The 17,915-nt window shown below is 45.4% G+C and carries 14 protein-coding genes; 7 read left to right on the top strand and 7 right to left on the bottom strand.

What is annotated here, in order from left to right; genetic code table 11:
• Positions 1–2: 2 nt before the first annotated feature.
• Positions 3–665 (bottom strand): transglutaminase-like cysteine peptidase, encoded by a 663-nt coding sequence (locus L1D15_RS00625; protein WP_239864711.1) that lies wholly within the window; start codon positions 663–665, stop codon positions 3–5.
• Positions 666–711: 46 nt separating this feature from the next.
• Positions 712–2,103 carry an HlyD family type I secretion periplasmic adaptor subunit gene (locus tag L1D15_RS00630; RefSeq protein WP_239835599.1) on the bottom strand — a complete coding sequence of 464 codons (1,392 nt, stop codon included), beginning with the start codon at positions 2,101–2,103 and terminating at the stop codon, positions 712–714.
• Between the two features lie 280 nt (positions 2,104–2,383).
• On the opposite strand from L1D15_RS00630, the gene pdxH reads away from it, so the two are divergent.
• Positions 2,384–3,019 carry a pyridoxamine 5'-phosphate oxidase gene (pdxH, locus tag L1D15_RS00635; protein WP_239835598.1) on the top strand — a complete coding sequence of 212 codons (636 nt, stop codon included), beginning with the start codon at positions 2,384–2,386 and terminating at the stop codon, positions 3,017–3,019.
• A 29-nt stretch (positions 3,020–3,048) separates the two neighbouring features.
• Here pdxH and L1D15_RS00640 read toward each other — a convergent pair whose 3' ends face one another.
• From L1D15_RS00640 to L1D15_RS00650, 3 genes are all read right to left on the bottom strand, one after another.
• Positions 3,049–3,762 (bottom strand): helix-turn-helix transcriptional regulator, encoded by a 714-nt coding sequence (locus L1D15_RS00640; protein ID WP_239874324.1) that lies wholly within the window; start codon positions 3,760–3,762, stop codon positions 3,049–3,051.
• Positions 3,763–4,092: 330 nt separating this feature from the next.
• Positions 4,093–5,925, bottom strand: coding sequence for an SUMF1/EgtB/PvdO family nonheme iron enzyme (locus tag L1D15_RS00645; protein WP_239874325.1), 1,833 nt, complete (start codon positions 5,923–5,925; stop codon positions 4,093–4,095).
• 147 nt (positions 5,926–6,072) lie between these two features.
• A complete protein-coding gene (locus L1D15_RS00650) occupies positions 6,073–7,185 on the bottom strand; it encodes a PEGA domain-containing protein (protein WP_239874326.1) in 1,113 nt (370 codons plus the stop codon).
• A gap of 459 nt (positions 7,186–7,644) precedes the next feature.
• Between L1D15_RS00650 and L1D15_RS00655 the strand changes: the two genes are divergently transcribed.
• The 6 genes from L1D15_RS00655 to L1D15_RS00680 all read left to right on the top strand — a co-directional run bounded on the left by L1D15_RS00655 (position 7,645) and on the right by L1D15_RS00680 (position 15,038).
• A complete protein-coding gene (locus tag L1D15_RS00655; protein ID WP_239864703.1) occupies positions 7,645–8,460 on the top strand; it encodes an AraC family transcriptional regulator in 816 nt (271 codons plus the stop codon).
• A gap of 188 nt (positions 8,461–8,648) precedes the next feature.
• Positions 8,649–11,768, top strand: a complete 3,120-nt coding sequence (gene putA, locus L1D15_RS00660) for a bifunctional proline dehydrogenase/L-glutamate gamma-semialdehyde dehydrogenase PutA (RefSeq protein ID WP_239874327.1) — start codon at positions 8,649–8,651, stop codon at positions 11,766–11,768.
• 22 nt (positions 11,769–11,790) lie between these two features.
• Positions 11,791–12,489 (top strand): 1-pyrroline-5-carboxylate dehydrogenase, encoded by a 699-nt coding sequence (locus L1D15_RS00665; RefSeq protein WP_239874328.1) that lies wholly within the window; start codon positions 11,791–11,793, stop codon positions 12,487–12,489.
• A gap of 76 nt (positions 12,490–12,565) precedes the next feature.
• The gene (putP, locus tag L1D15_RS00670; RefSeq protein ID WP_239874329.1) at positions 12,566–14,053 is read left to right on the top strand and encodes a sodium/proline symporter PutP; all 1,488 of its coding nucleotides are present in this window, start codon (positions 12,566–12,568) and stop codon (positions 14,051–14,053) included.
• A 167-nt stretch (positions 14,054–14,220) separates the two neighbouring features.
• Positions 14,221–14,451, top strand: a complete 231-nt coding sequence (locus L1D15_RS00675) for a hypothetical protein (protein WP_239864697.1) — start codon at positions 14,221–14,223, stop codon at positions 14,449–14,451.
• A gap of 110 nt (positions 14,452–14,561) precedes the next feature.
• Positions 14,562–15,038 (top strand): Lrp/AsnC ligand binding domain-containing protein, encoded by a 477-nt coding sequence (locus L1D15_RS00680; RefSeq protein ID WP_239874330.1) that lies wholly within the window; start codon positions 14,562–14,564, stop codon positions 15,036–15,038.
• 54 nt (positions 15,039–15,092) lie between these two features.
• Here L1D15_RS00680 and L1D15_RS00685 read toward each other — a convergent pair whose 3' ends face one another.
• A complete protein-coding gene (locus L1D15_RS00685) occupies positions 15,093–15,794 on the bottom strand; it encodes a DUF445 domain-containing protein (protein ID WP_239874331.1) in 702 nt (233 codons plus the stop codon).
• A 124-nt stretch (positions 15,795–15,918) separates the two neighbouring features.
• On the bottom strand, positions 15,919–17,772 hold the full coding sequence (locus tag L1D15_RS00690) for an ABC transporter ATP-binding protein (RefSeq protein WP_239874332.1): 1,854 nt from the start codon (positions 17,770–17,772) through the stop codon (positions 15,919–15,921).
• Between the last annotated feature and the right edge of the window lie 143 nt (positions 17,773–17,915).

Genomic DNA, 17,915 nt, shown 5'->3' on the forward strand with positions numbered 1-17,915 from the left:
GCCTACTCATCGTAATTCACTATTGGTTTATTCAGTTTGAGTGATTTTTCACGGGCACGAAGATCATTCCACAGACTGAGTCGGGATGATTTTCCTGCCAGTTGCCCTTGTTTCGATTTCATTAGCCAAAGATTTTTACCGTTGAAACTGTAGATCGGTAATAAGTCTCGGCGCTTGGATGCTTTTTTGATTTGTGGATCGATGTTGTCGAGCAGAATAGGCTCTGCGCTGGGTTTCGAATAGTATGCGAGCACCATATGGAACTGATTTAGCGTGATGGCTTTCACGTATACCAAACGCAGCTTTCTATCTGAGACGCCTAGCTCGAGCAGAGAAAAATATTTGGCAATGGTAAAGTCTTCACAATCCCCAGCATTACTGCCCAAGAACTCGAGTGGGGTAGCCCAGTAGTCTTTCTTGCCCCACAAACGATCATCGTTAACAAAATTCAGTTGGTTGAAGAAATTATTGACCTCGGTAAGCTTCTGCCTTTCTGACAAGCCCTTAAATTGTTCCATCTCACGACGCCAAGTTTCGACCCGCTTCCCAGCTCTGTCCCCATAGGTGTTGCGCACAGCTTCAACCCAGCGCTGCTCTTGAGTATTAAGCGCCTGTGAAGCCGTGGAAGCCAAAATAATAAGCAGAGCTATTAGCCAATATTTCATGTGGGCTAAGCTCTGACCTTATTTGTCGTACTGGTTGTTGGCATTTTTATTCCTTCAATGCGTTGCCTTTGGCACCTAAAATAGGTTTGAGTAAGTACTCCATGACGGTACGTTTGCCTGTGATGATATCGACGGATGCAGTCATGCCAGGAATAATAGGTAAAGAGGTATCGTTATTGAGGCTGGTTTCTTTGGTTCGAACCCTGACAAGATAAAAGCTATTGCCTTCTTCATCCGTGGTGGTATCGGCACTGATGTGTTCAAGTGTTCCTTCCAACCCGCCATATTTGGTGAAATCGTAAGCGCTGAATTTGACAATGGCATGTAAATCAGGGCGAAGGAATGCAATATCTTGTGGTGCAATCTTAGCTTCAACGAGCAACGTATCTTCGCTTGGGACGATCTCCACGATGTCCATACCCGGTTGTATAACTCCACCCACAGTGTTGACATTGAGAGTTTTGACCGTGCCAGTGACAGGGGAAATGACCACTGTACGATTCACTCTGTCCTCTAGACCTACGGTAGACTCAGTAAGAGCAGAAAGTTTATCCTGCGCTTCGTTGAGCTTTTCTTGTTGCTCTGAACGAAATTTCTGTGCGGCATCAATACGACCAAGCATAGACTCTTTAATCGCTGATTTGAGTACGGGAACTTTCAGTTCGCTGGAGGTCATTTCTCGGCGAGTATCGTTTACCTGACGTTGAAGCTTGAGTAGTTCAATCCGTGGTACTACACCTTCATCCGCAAGGGGTTTAGTGATCTCTAGCTCTTTGCGTGCGAAGTTATAACTTTCACGCAGGTTTCTGACTCGGGCTTGAATTTCTACTAAATCCTGCTGTTTTTGTTTGACTTGTTGATCGATTAAAGAAATCTGGTTACGCAGATTGTTTAAATCCTGACGATATTCCGCGCGCTGACGCTCAACCAATTTAGGCTGTCGCTCTTCAAGTTGGGGCGGGAAAGCAAGCTTACTGAAATCGATCTGGACACTTTTCTGCCAAGATTTTTCACTGAAGTCTTCATTAATAGTGACACTCGTGATGGAAGCGGAGAGCTGCAGCACGCTTGCCGTTAGGTTGGCGACTTGTTGTTCTCGTTCGCGAAAATCAGAGCGGAAGCGAGTATCATCGATTAACAGTAGTTGCTGGCCTTTTTGAACCACCTGTCCCTCGCGAACAAGAATTTCTTTCACGAGCCCACCTTCAAGGTTTTGTACTATTTGTACTTGAGAAGAGGGAACAACTTTTCCTTGCCCTACGGTCACCTTATCGATTTGAGCCCATGACGCCCAGATACCCGCCAGAATGAAAAATAGAACCATCACCCACAGCATAATACGAGCACTACTCGGTGTATTGAGTAGAAGTGCTGCCGTTTTGTCATCCACATACTCAAGCTCATTACTTGAGAGCTTGTTGTAGCTGTCTTGACTCATTGATGTTCCTTGTTGCTTTGGCGTATTCGATTGATTCTATTATTCAAATTGGCAAATGTTAAGTTATAGCTGTTAGAACGATGTGCTATATCAAACACTTACATAATAGAAAACAATCAATCAGTTGTACTAAGTATATACGGGTATTTTTCTCGATAACTTGTTATCTGCCAACGACAGCTCTTTCTAATACATCAAATTCTCAGGCAATGTGGTACATACGCTTGTGTTCATGTATATATGAGCGCACAATCAGCAAAAAAATTTCGCAGGAGAGAAGATGGAACTCGAAGATATCCGCCGTGAATACAGTAAGGGTGGTTTGCGTAGAAAAGATCTTAAAGCTAACCCAGTGGATCAGTTCAACTTATGGCTACAGCAAGCGATTGACGCTAAGCTCACCGATCCAACGGCCATGACCGTAGCGACGGTAGATGAGCAGGGTCAACCTTTCCAGCGAATCGTTTTGTTGAAGCACGTTGATACTCAAGGGTTTGTATTTTATACCAACCTCGGTAGTCGTAAAGCGCAGCAAATAGAAGGTAACTCTCGAGTAAGCCTTCATTTCCCGTGGCATCCATTAGAGCGTCAGGTCCATATTACGGGTGTGGCAGAGAAGCTGAGTATTACGGAGAACATTAAGTATTTCTCCTCACGGCCTAAAGAGAGTCAATTGGCTGCAATTGCCAGTAAACAAAGCAGCCGAATTTCAACACGCGGAGTATTGGAAGGTAAGTTTCTTGAGCTGAAGCAGAAGTTTGCTCAAGGTGAGATTCCTGTCCCTACTTTCTGGGGCGGCTTTCGTATTAAGCCGGAAAGCATTGAATTCTGGCAAGGGGGGGATCACCGCCTGCATGACCGATTCCTGTTCTCCAAAGCAAACGGTGAGTGGCACATCGATCGGCTGGCTCCATAGCGTTACTTTTACTCACACAATACGCCGCTTTATGCGGCGTATTCATTATTGAGCACGACCGAAAGTTGAGTGCGTAATAGCGTGTGTGGTATGTGTGAGCCAAATCCTGCATCCAACGCCATATCGATTAACTGTGCTTTACTGTGAGCACCGAATTTTTCCCTTAGATGGAGCACGTAGTTTTCTAGCGTCTTGGTTGAGATGTTCATGATGTCTGCGATGTATTTTGGCTTCTTGCCATACAGCAGCAAGAAAAGGACTTCAGATTCACGTGTCGTCAGCTTTATTTGGTGATTTTTGGGCGACAGATGATTTAGTGATATCCGTTCTTCGTCGTGCAATCCAGTCGCTCGACAAATCCAATGCCCAACTTCGAGAATGGCAGTATCTGTCAGTTCCTGCCCATAGAATATGGTTCCCTGTACATTACCTTGTGCATCCAACCATGGGGACTTACTAAAAATATGAGTGTGCCAAGTGCCATCTGGGTAGGGGTGTATGTCGAGTACTTTGATTGGCCGCTTGTTTTCAATGACAAAACGATCTTGCTCTTGAAAGTCACTAGCGCATTTAGTGGTGGGACTTGGCATTTGGTGATCTGTGAGACCAATACAGTCTTGTGGTGAATTTAAACCAATCAACTTGGCGTAAGCGCGGTTCGCATAAGCAAAAATCGAGTTGCGGTCTTTGCAGCCCCAATAACCAGGTAGTTGATTAAACAGGGATATTAAGTGTGGTTCCAAGGTCATTCCTGCCGTTCACAGTATTCGACATATGATATCAAATGAGTAATCCGCCAATCCATTCCTGATTGCAGTTGATGGCTTGAATATAAGAAATTTTGGCTATATTTGAATTGTGTTTTGAATAAAAAATTGCCAGCAATCGACAGGAGAGCTGGCAAATACAAGAATTGTTCTTGTCGACGTGTAGAAGAGGTTCTATGAACTCAGTACGAGGAACTGAGTATAGACGTACCAATCGATACTAAGCTCAGTGTTGGCTGAACTCAGAACTGATTCTATCTGGATTATGGGTACAAAAAAGGGGGGAAATCCCCCCTGCTGGTCTACTTAGTGGATGTCACGTACAACTCGGAAGCCAACATAGTTAGCTGCGGACGAACTGGACAATGACAGCTGCTGATGCGCAGCGGCCATATCCGGAGAGAAGTTCCATGCGCCGCCTTTGAGCAAACCTCGGGCATCGCTAGTCCACTGCCAAACGTTGCCCACTGTGTCGTAAATGCCTAAACGATTGGGTTTGAAGGCATTAACGGGAGAAGTACTCTTGTTTGACCAAGGAGTACCACCCCAACCTGTATTAGCTTGGTTGGGAATAAACTGATCGCCCCACCAGTAATAAGTTTCAGCCCCTGCTCGAGCGGCAATTTCCCACTCATCTTCACTTGGCAATCGATAGCTGTGATTAGTCTTATTGCTTAACCAGTTAGCATAGGCCTGCGCATCATTTCGGCTCACACAAACAACAGGGGAGTTGGATGCTTGTTTAAAGCCTGGGTTTCGCCAGTAACCTTTTGAAATCGGTGTCACTTCACCTTTGACGATAGCTGTACAGGTGTTTTTTAATTCTGCGTCGGTTTGATAGTTGGTCGCATCAACAAAAGCTTTAAATTGTCCGACGGTAATCGGTGTAGTTCCAAACCCCAATGGGTGTTTGAGTTTTAGTTGCTTGGAACCGTGTTCACCCACAAGATATTGACCAGAAAGAATGGTAGAGAGTTCTGGCCCTTGAAGCCCTGAACCTAGGGAGTCTGCGAACTTGTCCCCTTCACGTAGAGGATTGGCTTTTTCAACCAAGACTGCGCGTAGATTTTGGTCACGTTTTACAGTCAGCTCGCGGTGGAAGGAGCGGTAGCCTTCTTTCTCAACAGTGATCATGTGTGGGCCAACAGGAAGCATGACTTCTACAGGGGTGCTACCGTAGTTAACACCATTGATCGTTACGTTATCGTCAAAAAGATTGGAGCGAATGGTCAAGGTGACCCAAGCGACTTCTTTGTTACTGACAAACGCATCTTTGTCACTCAAAGTTTCTGGCTCAAAACAGTATTGTTTATCGATACCGAGCAATGTACACGCTGCGCTTTGGGTTGGTCGAGCTTGCATTTCCACATCCATCAGGCTTCGGTAGCGAACACCATCATAGAAGCCCGATTCTTTGGATTTTGAGCGCAGTACATGAATATTGAAAGGTACTTTGTTGGCGTTCAGCTTGACGACTTGAGGCTCACTGGTGTTAGCAATAAGCTCGGATTGGAACTGCTTGACGGCTTTTTGCAAGGCAAGGTCACGTGTCTGGCGATCACATTGAGCGATGGTCATATCCGCTTGACAACGGTTAGTAAAGCTGACGGATAAAGTGTGAGCTTGTTGCAGCTCTTCTTGAAGACGTTCAGCGCGAGCACGGAGTTTATTTTGGTCTAAAACTTCAATGCTTTGTTCGATGGCTTCGACTTCACTATTTGCAAGATCCAGTTGGTGCTTGAGCTCTTGCAGCTGTTGTTCTTCAGATAGGCGTTGCTTTTGGTTTTGTTTTACCTTTGACCAAGCGTCTTGGTATTTTTCCTGCGTTGCAGCTAAATCGATGCTTGGGTTGTCAATCATTCGAGAATAGTCGCTTTCGAGGTTCGCTTTGGCTTCGCTGAGTGTTTTATCCAAAGATTTGACGAGTTTGGTTAACTCTGCGACAGACTGTTGTTGCTCTTCATACTTTGCGTTTTGCTCATCTCGAGCTTGTATTGCTGCTTTTAGCTCTTCGTGTTTGTCAAATAACTGCTGGTCGATCACGACAATAGGGTCTCGCGCCTCTTGGGCCAAAGCATTGGCAGTGAGAAAGCAAGGTGACAAAGCAAGAAGAAGGAGCGTTGGTAAACCAGTTCGCATTATCTATTTCTACAATTTTTTCTATCTGATGGGCTTATTCTAAACGAAAACGCCATTTTGTCTTAAGTTATAAAGCAATAACTTACGACAAAGTGGCGTTTTTGGTCAATTTTGTGCAATCCCCCTCTTTCTAAAAAGAGAAGTGGGTTAAATATCTGAATCCGGACGTAGCTTAACCCAAACTGTGTCATTGCTATGGACGGCAATAGTGCGATTGTAAGTTTGGAAACCGTCTTTAGAAACAGTGAACTGATGCTTACCCCTCGGGAGGACAACTTCGACTGGCGTGCTACCATAGTTGACACCGTTAATGGTGACACGATCTTCATACTGATCTGAGCGAACGGTAATGTTTGCCCAGCTTTTCTCTTTGTTGTTGCTTTGGTCTTTTTTCGTCACTTCCGCCCCATTCAGGCAGTAACGGGAAGAGACATTTAGTAGTTTACATGCTGCTGACGCTTCTGGACGAGCTTGAAGCTGTGCCTGCATTTCAGTGTAGTAACTGTTATTGCCTTCGAAGCCTGAGCGGATAATTTGGCTCTCTTGAACAAACACGTTGAGTTGAACACCTTTCAGGTTTTGCTTGGCAAGGTTCGCTTCGGTTAGACCGTCAAGTAGCTTCGCTTTGAATGTATTGACTGCACGTTGTTTGGTGAGGTATTTACCTTGATTAGTACACTCACCCAATGTCATGGTTGCTGAACATGTGGTTTTAAACGCGGTGTTGAGTACGTCACTTTCACGAAGTTCGGCATCGAGTCGTTTAACGCGTGCCTCTACTTTCTGTTCCTTAAGGTAAGACAGCTCGGAGTTAATACGAGAGCGTTTCTGCTTTATCTGAGATAAACGCATTTCCTGCTCGGTAATGGCTTGCTCTTGTTCAAGAATTTGTGTTTGGTTTTCTTTCACAGAGGACCAAGCTTGCTGGTACTCTTGTTGGAAAGACAGCAGATCGACATCTGGATCGTCTAGAAGGCGATTATATTGTTTGTCCAGTGCAGACTTAGCGCGATTACGCTTAGCGTTGAGCTCTTGCTCTTCACGCTGGTATTTGCTCAGTTCAGCCCTAAGTTGTTGTAAACGTTCGGACTCACCTTCGAACTCAGCGCCTAGCGCTTGCAGTTCGCTTTGTTTGTTTTCTAACTTACTATCGATAGCTGCGACAGGATCGGCAGAGTCAGCCGTTTCCGCAAAAACCGAAGTCGATACCCATATAGGGCTTAGCGCAATTAAAAGCGCTGGGATGCGACGTGTTATCATATTTCCCTGCAACAATTAACGTTTTATTACCAACGTAAAAACCCAAAAAAGACAAACTTTTGACAGTCCTTGTTCCCCTGTCTCTCCCAAGTTTTTCTTTTATCCCTGCATCTTTCTTTTAACAGATTAATCAGCGTTTGAGCAGAATAATCTCATGAGTGTATATAAAACTTGGATGCTACCTATCATTTTGAGTTGATTGGGGAAATATGCAAGTGAAGATTGAGCATCTGCAAAAAGAAATGTGGCTAGAAGTGACATATACCGTAATTTATGTGCACTTGATCATTCTTCCGAAGCTTATGTTGAACAGCTTTATCCTGTTTTAGGGACCCAGTTTTAAGCCTAGATCAAGGTTAGTATTTGCTCGATTGCATATGAGGTTGAATAGATTTCGGATTGAGAAGTTTTTGGTATAACATGCGACTCTAGTGTCATTTAAGATCACAAAACTGTGTTATGAGCTCATCTAAGCACCCAGCATTGACTGGTGAACATGCCAAACTTTTGTCACCTAAGCCTGCGGAGCTGGTGACATTGCCTTCTTATATGGATTGCCATGATCACAGCTATACCCAGATAGTCATTGGCCTGAAAGGGCAGGCGGAGTTTGAAGTCAGTGGGTTTGGTAATTTAGTTGGCCCGGGCCAAGGTTGTGTTGTGAGCTCCGGTTCAGGTCATGCGTTTGGTGGTGTGGTCGGCCAGTCAGATATCCTAGTTTTGAACATGCCCCCTCCGTCAGGAGATGATCCCTTGATGCTACAAAAGCTCAATGAAATCAGTCAGCGTGATACTTATTTTCAGCTCGACGGACAAATCCAGAAGCTCATACAAATGCTGGTGGCTGAGATGCATTCCAACCCGGAAGACTTGCTTCTTAGTCGTGCCTGCAACGATACGGTTATCGCACTTCTCCAGCGTCATATGTCGACGTTTGCTCCTTCGCGCAAAGAATCGCGTTTCGACCTTGAGGCGATTGATCGATATATCGAGCAGCACCTGAGTCAAAAGATCTCAGTTGCTCAATTAGCTGGTAGTGTCTTTCTGGGTGAAAGTCAATTTCACAACTTATTTAAAGAACAGATGGGAATCACACCTCATCAATATGTGCTCGGTAAGCGTATTGATATGGCTAAATCACTGATTGAAAAAGGGCATCTTTCACTTGGCCAAGTGGCAGAACTGACAGGCTTTTCTGGTCAAAGCGCTTTTACCCATACCTTTTCTCGACTGCAAGGCATGTCTCCATCCCGCTACAAGAAACAATTTGGTTAAATAAGAAAAGATTAACCATATATTATTTTGCTCATTTGCATGTGACTCTGTTTTTGTTTTGTTAATAATCAGAGTTTTTAGCAAAAAACTCGGAGCTTTTGACAAGTAATCCTCTCGCGCTCAAAATACACTGCAAACCATTGTAAGAATCCTGATGAATTTATCAGGTTTGAGATTGAGGAAAACGCATGTTTACAGCAACTGATGTGTTGAATGCCGAGTTTGTTGAGCAGCCGCTTAACAAACTGTGGTCATTGATCTCGCCACTTTATATGGTGGACGAATCCCAATGGCTTGAACAATTGTTGCCTTTGGCAATCCCTACTGATGCTGAAAAAGCACAGATCACCGCGAAAACAACTGAGCTGATCGAAACCATCCGCGCAGACAAAAAATCAATCCAGATGATTGATGCCCTGCTGCTTGAGTACAGTTTAGATACTCAAGAAGGTATCTTGTTGATGTGTCTTGCCGAAGCGCTAATGCGTATTCCGGATTCCGCGACTGCTGATGCTTTAATCCGAGATAAGCTCAGTGTTGCTGACTGGAAATCTCACCTTAAGAATTCAGATTCTGTATTCGTTAACGCGTCCACTTGGGGATTGATGCTGACGGGCAAAGTGGTGGGGCTTCCTGAAGCGGATTCTCAAAGTCCTGTCTCAGCAGTCAATCGCCTAGTCAACAAGATGTCAGAGCCAGTGATTCGTAAAGCGATGCATCAGGCGATGAAGGTGATGGGCCATCAGTTTGTTTTGGGTCGAAGCATTGCGGAAGCTCAGAAAAATGGCCGCAACATGCGTGATAAAGGCTTCACTTATTCCTACGATATGCTAGGTGAAGCTGCGCTGACCACTGCAGATGCGAGTAAATACTTCAAAGATTACTTAATGGCAATTGAAGCGGTTGGCCGCGATAAATATGGGTTAGAGACCAGCCCTGCGCCTTCCGTTTCTATCAAGCTTTCTGCACTTCATCCACGTTATGAGGTGGCAAACGAAGAACGTGTGATGACTGAGTTAGCTGATACGCTAATGCAGCTACTTCGCCGCGCTGTTGAACTTGATGTGGCGATCACTATTGACGCAGAAGAGGCCGATCGTCTTGAACTGTCACTCAAGTTGTTCGAAAAAGTGTATCGCAGCGACTTAGTCAAAGGTTGGGGCAAGTTTGGTCTGGTAATTCAGGCTTATTCAAAACGTGCACTGCCCGTGTTGGCTTGGATTAACGGCCTGGCAAAAGAGCAGGGCGATTTGATCCCGTTGCGCCTAGTTAAAGGAGCTTACTGGGATAGTGAAATAAAATGGTCTCAACAAGCTGGTTACGATAACTATCCAGTTTATACTCGCAAAGAAGCGACGGATGTTGCTTATCTAGCGTGTGCTCGATTCCTACTTTCTGAAAATGTTCGCGGTAATATTTTCCCTCAATTCGCCAGTCACAACGCCCAAACCGTCACATCAATCGCAGTGATGGCTCAGCATAAAGATTACGAATTCCAACGTTTACATGGCATGGGGGATTCCCTATATAACCATGCGATGGAAGCTTACCAGCAGCCAGTTCGTATTTATGCACCTGTGGGTAGCCACAAAGATCTCTTGCCATATTTGGTGCGTCGCTTGTTGGAAAATGGTGCAAATAGCTCATTTGTACACCGCCTAGTCGATGCTCGTTGTCCTGTTGAAACATTGACGCAGCATCCTGTCGATATGTTGAAAGCGTTTGATACGCTGAATAATGTCAATATTCCACTGCCACCAGAAATATTCCCTGAGCGTCGTAACTCATACGGTGTCAACGTTGATGTGGAGTCTGAGGCGAAGCCTTTTGAGCAAGCTGTTGAAGGGTTCTTAAATAAGCAATGGGTGGCGGGCCCGATCATCAATGGTCAAGCTTATGCTGAAAGCATGATCAAGGAAAATGTGAATACCGAAGTGGTCACAGCGCCTTATGACCGCCGTATTAAAGTCGGTCAGGTAGCCTTTGCATCTCTTGATCATGTTTCCGCAGCGATCGAAGGTGCACAGCAGGCATTTGCAAATTGGCAGAAGAGTGATAAAGCTCTACGAGCAGAGAAGCTGGATAAGTTAGCTGACCTGCTAGAAGAAAACCTCGCTGAGCTTGTGGCACTGTGCCATCAGGAAGCAGGTAAAACAATTCACGACAGCATTGATGAAGTGCGTGAAGCGGTTGATTTCTGTCGCTACTACGCTAAGCAGGTTGATGCTTTAGGTGAGCTTCAGCTACAAGGCTTTGATGGCCAATCTCGTACAGTGTCTCGTCAAGGACGTGGTGTCTTTGTCTGTATCAGTCCATGGAACTTCCCACTGGCGATTTTCCTCGGCCAAATTACCGCTGCTCTTGTTGCGGGTAATACAGTAGTCGCTAAACCAGCAGAGCAAACTAGTTTGATTGCTGCACGTGCAGTTGAGCTGATGAATGATGCAGGTTTCCCTGCGGGGACTATTCAATTGCTGCCAGGTCGCGGTGCTGAAATCGGTTCGGCATTAACCTCTCACTCTGCCATTGCTGGTGTTGCCTTTACGGGTTCAACGGCGACAGCGCAACGAATCAATCAAACATTGGCGGCTCGTGATGCTGAGCCAGTTCCGTTTATCGCGGAAACAGGCGGTCAAAACGCAATGATTGTTGATAGTACAGCGCTACCTGAACAGGTTGTACGTGATGTTATTCGTTCTGCGTTTGCCTCAGCAGGCCAGCGTTGTAGTGCTTTGCGCGTACTGTATGTTCAGGAAGACATCGCTGATCGCATCGTTGCACTGATTCAGGGGGCGATGCAGGAACTGAGTGTCGGCCTTCCTTATCTTCATTCCACCGATGTGGGGCCGGTTATCGATACGACAGCCAAAACCAAACTGGTTAAGCATATTGAGCGTATGACCGCGACGGAAAAGAAAGTGGCTGAACTTACTTTGGGTGAAGAACATCAACACGGTGATTTCGTTGCACCAAGTGCCTTCGAAATTCGTGATATTTCGTGCTTAGAAGAAGAGCAATTTGGCCCGATTCTGCATATTGTGCGCTTCAAGGCCAATGAACTGCATCAGATTGTAGATCGCATTAACAGCACAGGTTTTGGTTTGACTATGGGGATTCATAGCCGCAACGAAACCACTTACCGCTGGATTGAAAAACACGCACGTGTGGGTAACTGCTATATCAACCGTGATCAGGTGGGTGCGGTTGTTGGCGTGCAACCGTTTGGTGGTCAGGGCCTTTCTGGTACGGGGCCAAAAGCTGGCGGCCCGCACTACCTATTCCGTTTTACACAAACTTCGTTTTCTTAATCTGTTGGTAAGGAGAAAGATTATGGTTCATCAAGTAACTCGTTTTTCTGATGCTTACTCAGCTTGGGAAAACTGGAATCTGACTAGCTTTGATTCTAAAAGTGAGTGTTTGCTTTCTTTTAAACAGGCTTTGCAGTTAGAGCAAAAAAACTTAGCGTCCGTGATGGCTTATCATATTGAGCATGCTTCAGCCCTGCTGGCTGAAACACACCAATTGATTGGTCCGACAGGCGAAACTAACGAGTTGTATACCGCTGGCCGTGGGGTGGCGCTCATCATTCAAGAGGAGGCATCAGCGTCTTCTCAGCAGGCAACCGTAGCTCAGCTGACAGCGGCCTTAATTGCTGGTAATAGCATCATCTTGTGCAGTGATGATGCGCAACTTAGCCAGAATTTGGAAGCTGCCTACAAGCAGTCTTCCCTACCTATGAATCTATTACAATTTGCCTCTCTTGATGCATATCGTCAGTTACTGGAGTCAGATGTACGTAGTGTTGGATACATAGGTAATCAGGAGGTTGAACGTACAATCAACCGCCAATTAGCGAAACGTTCAGGCGCGATTGTTGGCCTAGTTTCGGAAACGGACGTGACTGCGATTCCGGTCGCACACGATCCACACTTATCGCTTCGCTTTATCACAGAGCGGACGAGAACAATAAATATAACAGCAGTGGGTGGTAACGCGACCTTGCTAGAGCTTGGGAGTGAAGCCCACTAATCCTTTCTCGGAGAGCCCTCACTCTGTGTAAGTGGGGGCGTTCATGGAAGGCGATCTTTTATAAGAGGACAAACACATGGAAAATAGCTTTGCTATTACGACCACGTTTATTGCGTATCTCATTCTGATGCTGGCAATAGGCGTTATTGCATACCAACGAACGAAAAACTCAGCGGATTACTTTTTGGGTGGCCGTTCATTAGGCCCTTGGCCAGCAGCCCTTTCCGCAGGTGCGTCAGATATGAGTGGCTGGTTACTACTAGGGCTTCCTGGCTATGCATATGCAGCGGGTATTGAGGCTTTCTGGCTGGCAGGTGGTCTGCTAGTTGGTACCTGGCTGAACTGGCTAATCAGTGCAAAACGTTTACGTACATACAGTATTACGACAGATGCTCTGACTCTGCCTGAGTTCTTGTCACGTCGCTTTAACGATAATTCGAAACTGATTCAGGTTATCTCTGCTTTCTTTATCCTTTTATTCTTCCTTTTCTACACCAGCTCAGGTCTGGTAGCGGGCGGAAAACTGTTTGAAACGGTATTCGGATTGGATTACACCACAGCTGTTATCATTGGTACGGTTTGTGTGGTTTCCTACACTCTATTCGGTGGTTTCTTAGCGGTATCATGGACTGACCTTGTACAAGGCCTTCTGATGGCAGCCGCGCTGATGATTGTACCTATTGCAGCGATGGAAGGTGGTTTTGGTCAACTAAGCTCTGATCTCACCAACATCAATCCTCAGTTGCTGACTTTCTGGAATGACACAAAAGGTGAACCCTTGTCAGCGATTGCGATCATCTCTTTGGTTGCATGGGGCCTAGGTTACTTTGGTCAGCCGCATATCTTGGCTCGTTTCAAAGCTGCTCGCAGCAACAAGGATTTAACCACTGCGCGTCGTATCGCCGTGATTTGGACCGCACTATCTATGGTTGGCGCAATGCTGGTTGGTCTGGTTGGTCTGATTTACGTTACCAACTCTGGCGTATCCATTGATGATGGCGAGAAGATCTTCATGCTACTGGTTAACTCTATCTTCCATCCGGTTGTAGCGGGTGTTCTACTTGCGGCGATCTTGGCGGCTATCATGAGTACGGCCGATTCACAGCTTCTGGTTTCTTCTTCCGCGTTGGCAGAAGACTTCTATAAGCAGCTGGTGAAGAAAGATGCAAGTTCAGAAGAGATTGTGATGGTTGGCCGTATTGCGGTAGTGGCTATTTCTATCGTCGCACTAATCCTAGCGATGACGCCAGACAGTTCAGTTCTTGGCCTAGTGTCTTACGCGTGGGCAGGCTTTGGTGCGGCATTTGGTCCTGCATTGGTGCTTAGCTTGTACTGGTCTCGCATGAACCGTAATGGCGCGCTTGCTGGTATAGTGATTGGTGGTGTGACTATCGTGGTATGGAAGCAACTAACAGGTGGTTGGTTCGATGTTTACGAAATTGTTCCGGGAATCATCTTCTCTACTATCGCAATTGTGGTTGTAAGCCTGATGACAGGTGAACCAGAAGAATCGGTAAAAGTGCAGCACGCGAAGTTTGAAAAACAGCTTACTGAGCTTGAATAAGCAGTGAACTGACGAAACATAAAGCCCCGATATTCGGGGCTTTTTTAATAAAATTGATTAATAATTGAACTTGGTTCACAAATTGAAAATGAAAATTTGAGCAATTGGAACTAAGGCCTTACTAATATGTCCACTATCAATAACGCTAACGCTCACGGAGAAAGAAAATGCCTCAGGTATATTGCCATTGCTGCCAAAAAGTGACTGCTCACAAAGTTGTTATGAAGCGATGCCAAGAAGAGCATGACTCTGTGAAAAAGAGCTTGGCGTGTTTCTTTGCAACCCTCTTCCAGGGCGCCCATTATGTAAAAATGGAAAAGCAGGCGTTTTGTCGTGTGTGCAACACTCAGGCAGACTTAGTCCAAGAGCGTGAGCTCTCGAACGTTGAAGCCGCATAAATTTCTATTCTTGCCAATAAAATTTCTTCTAAAGCTGTTCCTTTATTAGGTTTCATTGACTTGTTTCGATTATGATAAGCATAAAGAAAGACATCTAATCAGAGCGTTAAATGGACTTAGATAGAATTGATCGTGAAATCCTCCGTACCTTAAACCTAAAAGGTCGCCTACCTGTTGTAGAGCTTGCTAAGCAAGTAAACTTGACCACCTCACCTTGCTCTGAAAGGGTTAAACGCCTTGAAAAAGAAGGCTATATCAAGGGCTATCACGCTGAGCTCAGCCCAGAAAAATTGGGTTTAGATGTGCAGGTTTTCATCCATATTCGCCTTGATCAAACCAGTTTCTCTATTTTTGAAAAGTTCGCCAAAGCAGTGGAAGATATGCCAGAGATCGAAGAGTGTTATTCGTTATCCGGCGATTTCGATACCATGATCAAAGTACGAGTTAAAGATATGAAAGCGTATCAGAGCTTTATGTCGACCAAGCTCGGGACACTGCCAGGTGTGATACAGACGCGAAGTGAAGTGGTGATTGAGGAGCACAAAACCAGCTTTGGTGTAAACGCGGATTTGATAGCAACACTCTAGAAAAAGAAAAGGGAAGTATTCGCTTCCCTTGTTCGTCAATTGCTGGGTTCTACATCAGGCAATGAATGATGATGCGATACCGATTAGACCGCCAAAAACGCCTCCCCAGACTACCAGCCAGCCTAAATGCTCTTTAATCATTTTCTGGACGATTTCTTTGACCAGCTTTGGCGTTAGTTCACTTAGGCGCTGATCAATAATATTTTCAATGTTAGCCTGAATCTCTTCCATCATGGCTGGCGATTCCAGTTGACCCTTTAGGGCTTCTTTAACCGCATCGCTTTGACTGATTTCTACTACCGCTTCCTGCATTTTTTCAACAAAAGGTTCTTTTAATGGCTGCAGGGCTTCAGTGCCGCCAAACATGGCAAGCATACTGCCAAAGGAAGAGTTTGCAATGACATTGACCAGAGAATCAAACGTTGGATTAAAATCGACTTTTTCTAATACGGGCTCAAGGTTCAATGTTTTGCCTGACATTTCTTTGTTTAAGAATCGGTCGATGTTTTCTGCAGTAAAAAACTGTTCCATCATTAGGTTTTTGATTGCCGCTTTAAATTCTTCAAATCGTGCTGGAATAACCCCTGAACCGTATAAACCAGGGACTTTTTCAAACAGCATGTGAATCGCTAACCAGTTGGTGATTGCGCCAGAAAAAGCAAACAAGCCGGCGTAAAACGCGACTTGGTTGTCTGTTTGATAACCGCCAGCTAATAGCGCCAGTGCCAGCACATTTGTCAGTAAACTTTTATTCATTGGTTTTGTTGAACTTGGTTGAATGCGAATGGCGCGAGTATATATCAATTGTTGTGGCAGATTGAATATCGAAAACGAAAAAGCAGAGGCGAAACCTCTGCTTTAATGCTTTTAAACGGGTGGATTAAGCCGTTTGTTTTTGCTGATCTTCGTCGCCGATGAAACCGCCCGTCTGGTGCGCCCAGAGCTGAGCATAAATGCCTTCGTTCTGGATCAGCTCCTGATGAGTACCTTGCTCAACAATCTGTCCTTTGTCCAACACAATCAATCGATCCATAGCTGCTATGGTTGATAAGCGGTGGGCAATGGCAATAACCGTTTTGCCTTGCATCAGTTCATTGAGACTCTCCTGAATGGCCGCTTCCACTTCTGAATCCAGAGCAGAGGTCGCTTCATCCAAGATAAGCAAAGGCGCATCTTTAAGCAGCACACGTGAGATGGCGATACGCTGTCGTTGTCCTCCGGACAACTTGACGCCTCGCTCACCCACCTGAGCATCGTAGCCTTTGTTACCGAATGGGTCATTCAGTGTCTCAATAAACTCGTGGGCATGGGCTTGTTTGGTTGCGCGTAGCAGATCGTCTTCACTGGCATCAGGGTTTCCATAGAGGATATTGTCACGAATTGAGCGGTGTAGCAGTGAGGTATCTTGGGTTACCATACCTATATTGCTGCGCAGAGAGTCTTGAGTGACATCAGAAATCACCTGACCGTCTATTTTAATCTTACCGCTTTCAACGTCATGGAAACGAAGGAGTAGGTTGACCAAAGTTGATTTACCTGCGCCAGAGCGACCAACCAGACCGACCTTTTCTCCTGGCTTGATGTTAAGGTTGAGGTGGCTGATCACACCTTTACTTTCGTCACCATAATGGAAACTGACGTCGTCAAACTGGATACCACCTTGCTTAACCGTTAACGGCTTTGCATTGTCTTTATCTTGAATATCAATCGGCTTAGATAGTGTCTTCATGCCATCGACAACAGTCCCCATATTTTCGAATAGGGCGCCGACTTCCCACATAATCCACATAGACATGCCGTTGATACGCAAAGCCAGAGCGATGGCTATAGCAATAGCCCCAATACTGATCGAGTTGTCCATCCAAAGGTAGATAGAAAGAGCACCTATGGTGAAGACCAGCAGGTAGTTAGTGACTTCGACGGCGACGTCAAAACCGGTGACTAAGCGCATCTGACGATAAACGGTATCAAGGAAACCACGCATGCCATTCTCTGCGTACACAGTTTCCCGTTTGCTGTGGGAGAAGAGTTTAACCGTAGCAATGTTGGTGTAGCTATCTACGATACGCCCTGTCATCGTGGATCGGGCGTCAGCTTGCTCAGAAGCGACCTTTTTCAATTTAGGTACGAAGTAGATCTGAATAGCGATGTAACACAATAGCCAAATAACCATAGGGATCATCAGACGCCAGTCAGCTTGAGCCAGAAGTACGACGATCGCAGTGAAATATACGGATACATAAACGAAAACGTCCATGGTTTTCATTACGGTTTCACGGACTGCCAGAGAGGTTTGCATCACCTTAGTCGCGACACGACCTGCAAAATCATCCTGATAGAAATTCAGGCTTTGTTTTAGCAAGTAGCGATGCGCTAACCAGCGAATGGACATCGGATAGTTGCCAAGGAGTGTTTGGTGCACCAATAGTGAATAGGCAACGACCAAAACAGGCATGACAACTAAGAGCAAACCACCATAAAGCATGAGTTCGGATCGGTTTTCTTGCCAGAATGTTTCAGGGTTACTGGTTGACAGCCAGTCAACAAGGTTGCCCATGGCACCAAATAATGACACTTCTACGATGGCCACAACCGTTGCCATCAACGACATAAGGATCAGAGGTACTTCAAACCCGCGAGTGTAATAACGACAGAAAGCAAAAATTCCACTCGGTGGCTGAGAAGGTTCTTCATTAGGAAAAGGTTTCGTGAAACCTTCAAATTTCTTAAACATAACTCGCCTTAAAATTCACAACGCAGAAGAAAGCTATAGATAGCGGTTGCGCTTTGCATCATATGGTAGCTCGTTAATGTGTGAAATGTAACCGTATATCAACCATTTGTTATACCAATAGCTGCATAATATTCAGTCAAAGG

The sequence above is a fragment of the Vibrio sp. Isolate25 genome, assembly GCF_022398025.1.
Classification (GTDB): domain Bacteria; phylum Pseudomonadota; class Gammaproteobacteria; order Enterobacterales; family Vibrionaceae; genus Vibrio; species Vibrio coralliilyticus_A.

Bases quoted from the DNA above. Each gene is read 5' to 3' on its own strand.
- L1D15_RS00625 (WP_239864711.1), bottom strand. From the start codon at position 665: ATGAAATATTGGCTAATAGCTCTGCTTATTATTTTGGCTTCCACGGCT.
- L1D15_RS00630 (WP_239835599.1), bottom strand. From the start codon at position 2,103: ATGAGTCAAGACAGCTACAACAAGCTCTCAAGTAATGAGCTTGAGTAT.
- pdxH (WP_239835598.1), top strand. From the start codon at position 2,384: ATGGAACTCGAAGATATCCGCCGTGAATACAGTAAGGGTGGTTTGCGT.
- L1D15_RS00645 (WP_239874325.1), bottom strand. From the start codon at position 5,925: ATGCGAACTGGTTTACCAACGCTCCTTCTTCTTGCTTTGTCACCTTGC.
- L1D15_RS00650 (WP_239874326.1), bottom strand. From the start codon at position 7,185: ATGATAACACGTCGCATCCCAGCGCTTTTAATTGCGCTAAGCCCTATA.
- L1D15_RS00655 (WP_239864703.1), top strand. From the start codon at position 7,645: ATGAGCTCATCTAAGCACCCAGCATTGACTGGTGAACATGCCAAACTT.
- putA (WP_239874327.1), top strand. From the start codon at position 8,649: ATGTTTACAGCAACTGATGTGTTGAATGCCGAGTTTGTTGAGCAGCCG.
- L1D15_RS00665 (WP_239874328.1), top strand. From the start codon at position 11,791: ATGGTTCATCAAGTAACTCGTTTTTCTGATGCTTACTCAGCTTGGGAA.
- putP (WP_239874329.1), top strand. From the start codon at position 12,566: ATGGAAAATAGCTTTGCTATTACGACCACGTTTATTGCGTATCTCATT.
- L1D15_RS00675 (WP_239864697.1), top strand. From the start codon at position 14,221: ATGCCTCAGGTATATTGCCATTGCTGCCAAAAAGTGACTGCTCACAAA.
- L1D15_RS00680 (WP_239874330.1), top strand. From the start codon at position 14,562: ATGGACTTAGATAGAATTGATCGTGAAATCCTCCGTACCTTAAACCTA.
- L1D15_RS00685 (WP_239874331.1), bottom strand. From the start codon at position 15,794: ATGAATAAAAGTTTACTGACAAATGTGCTGGCACTGGCGCTATTAGCT.
- L1D15_RS00690 (WP_239874332.1), bottom strand. From the start codon at position 17,772: ATGTTTAAGAAATTTGAAGGTTTCACGAAACCTTTTCCTAATGAAGAA.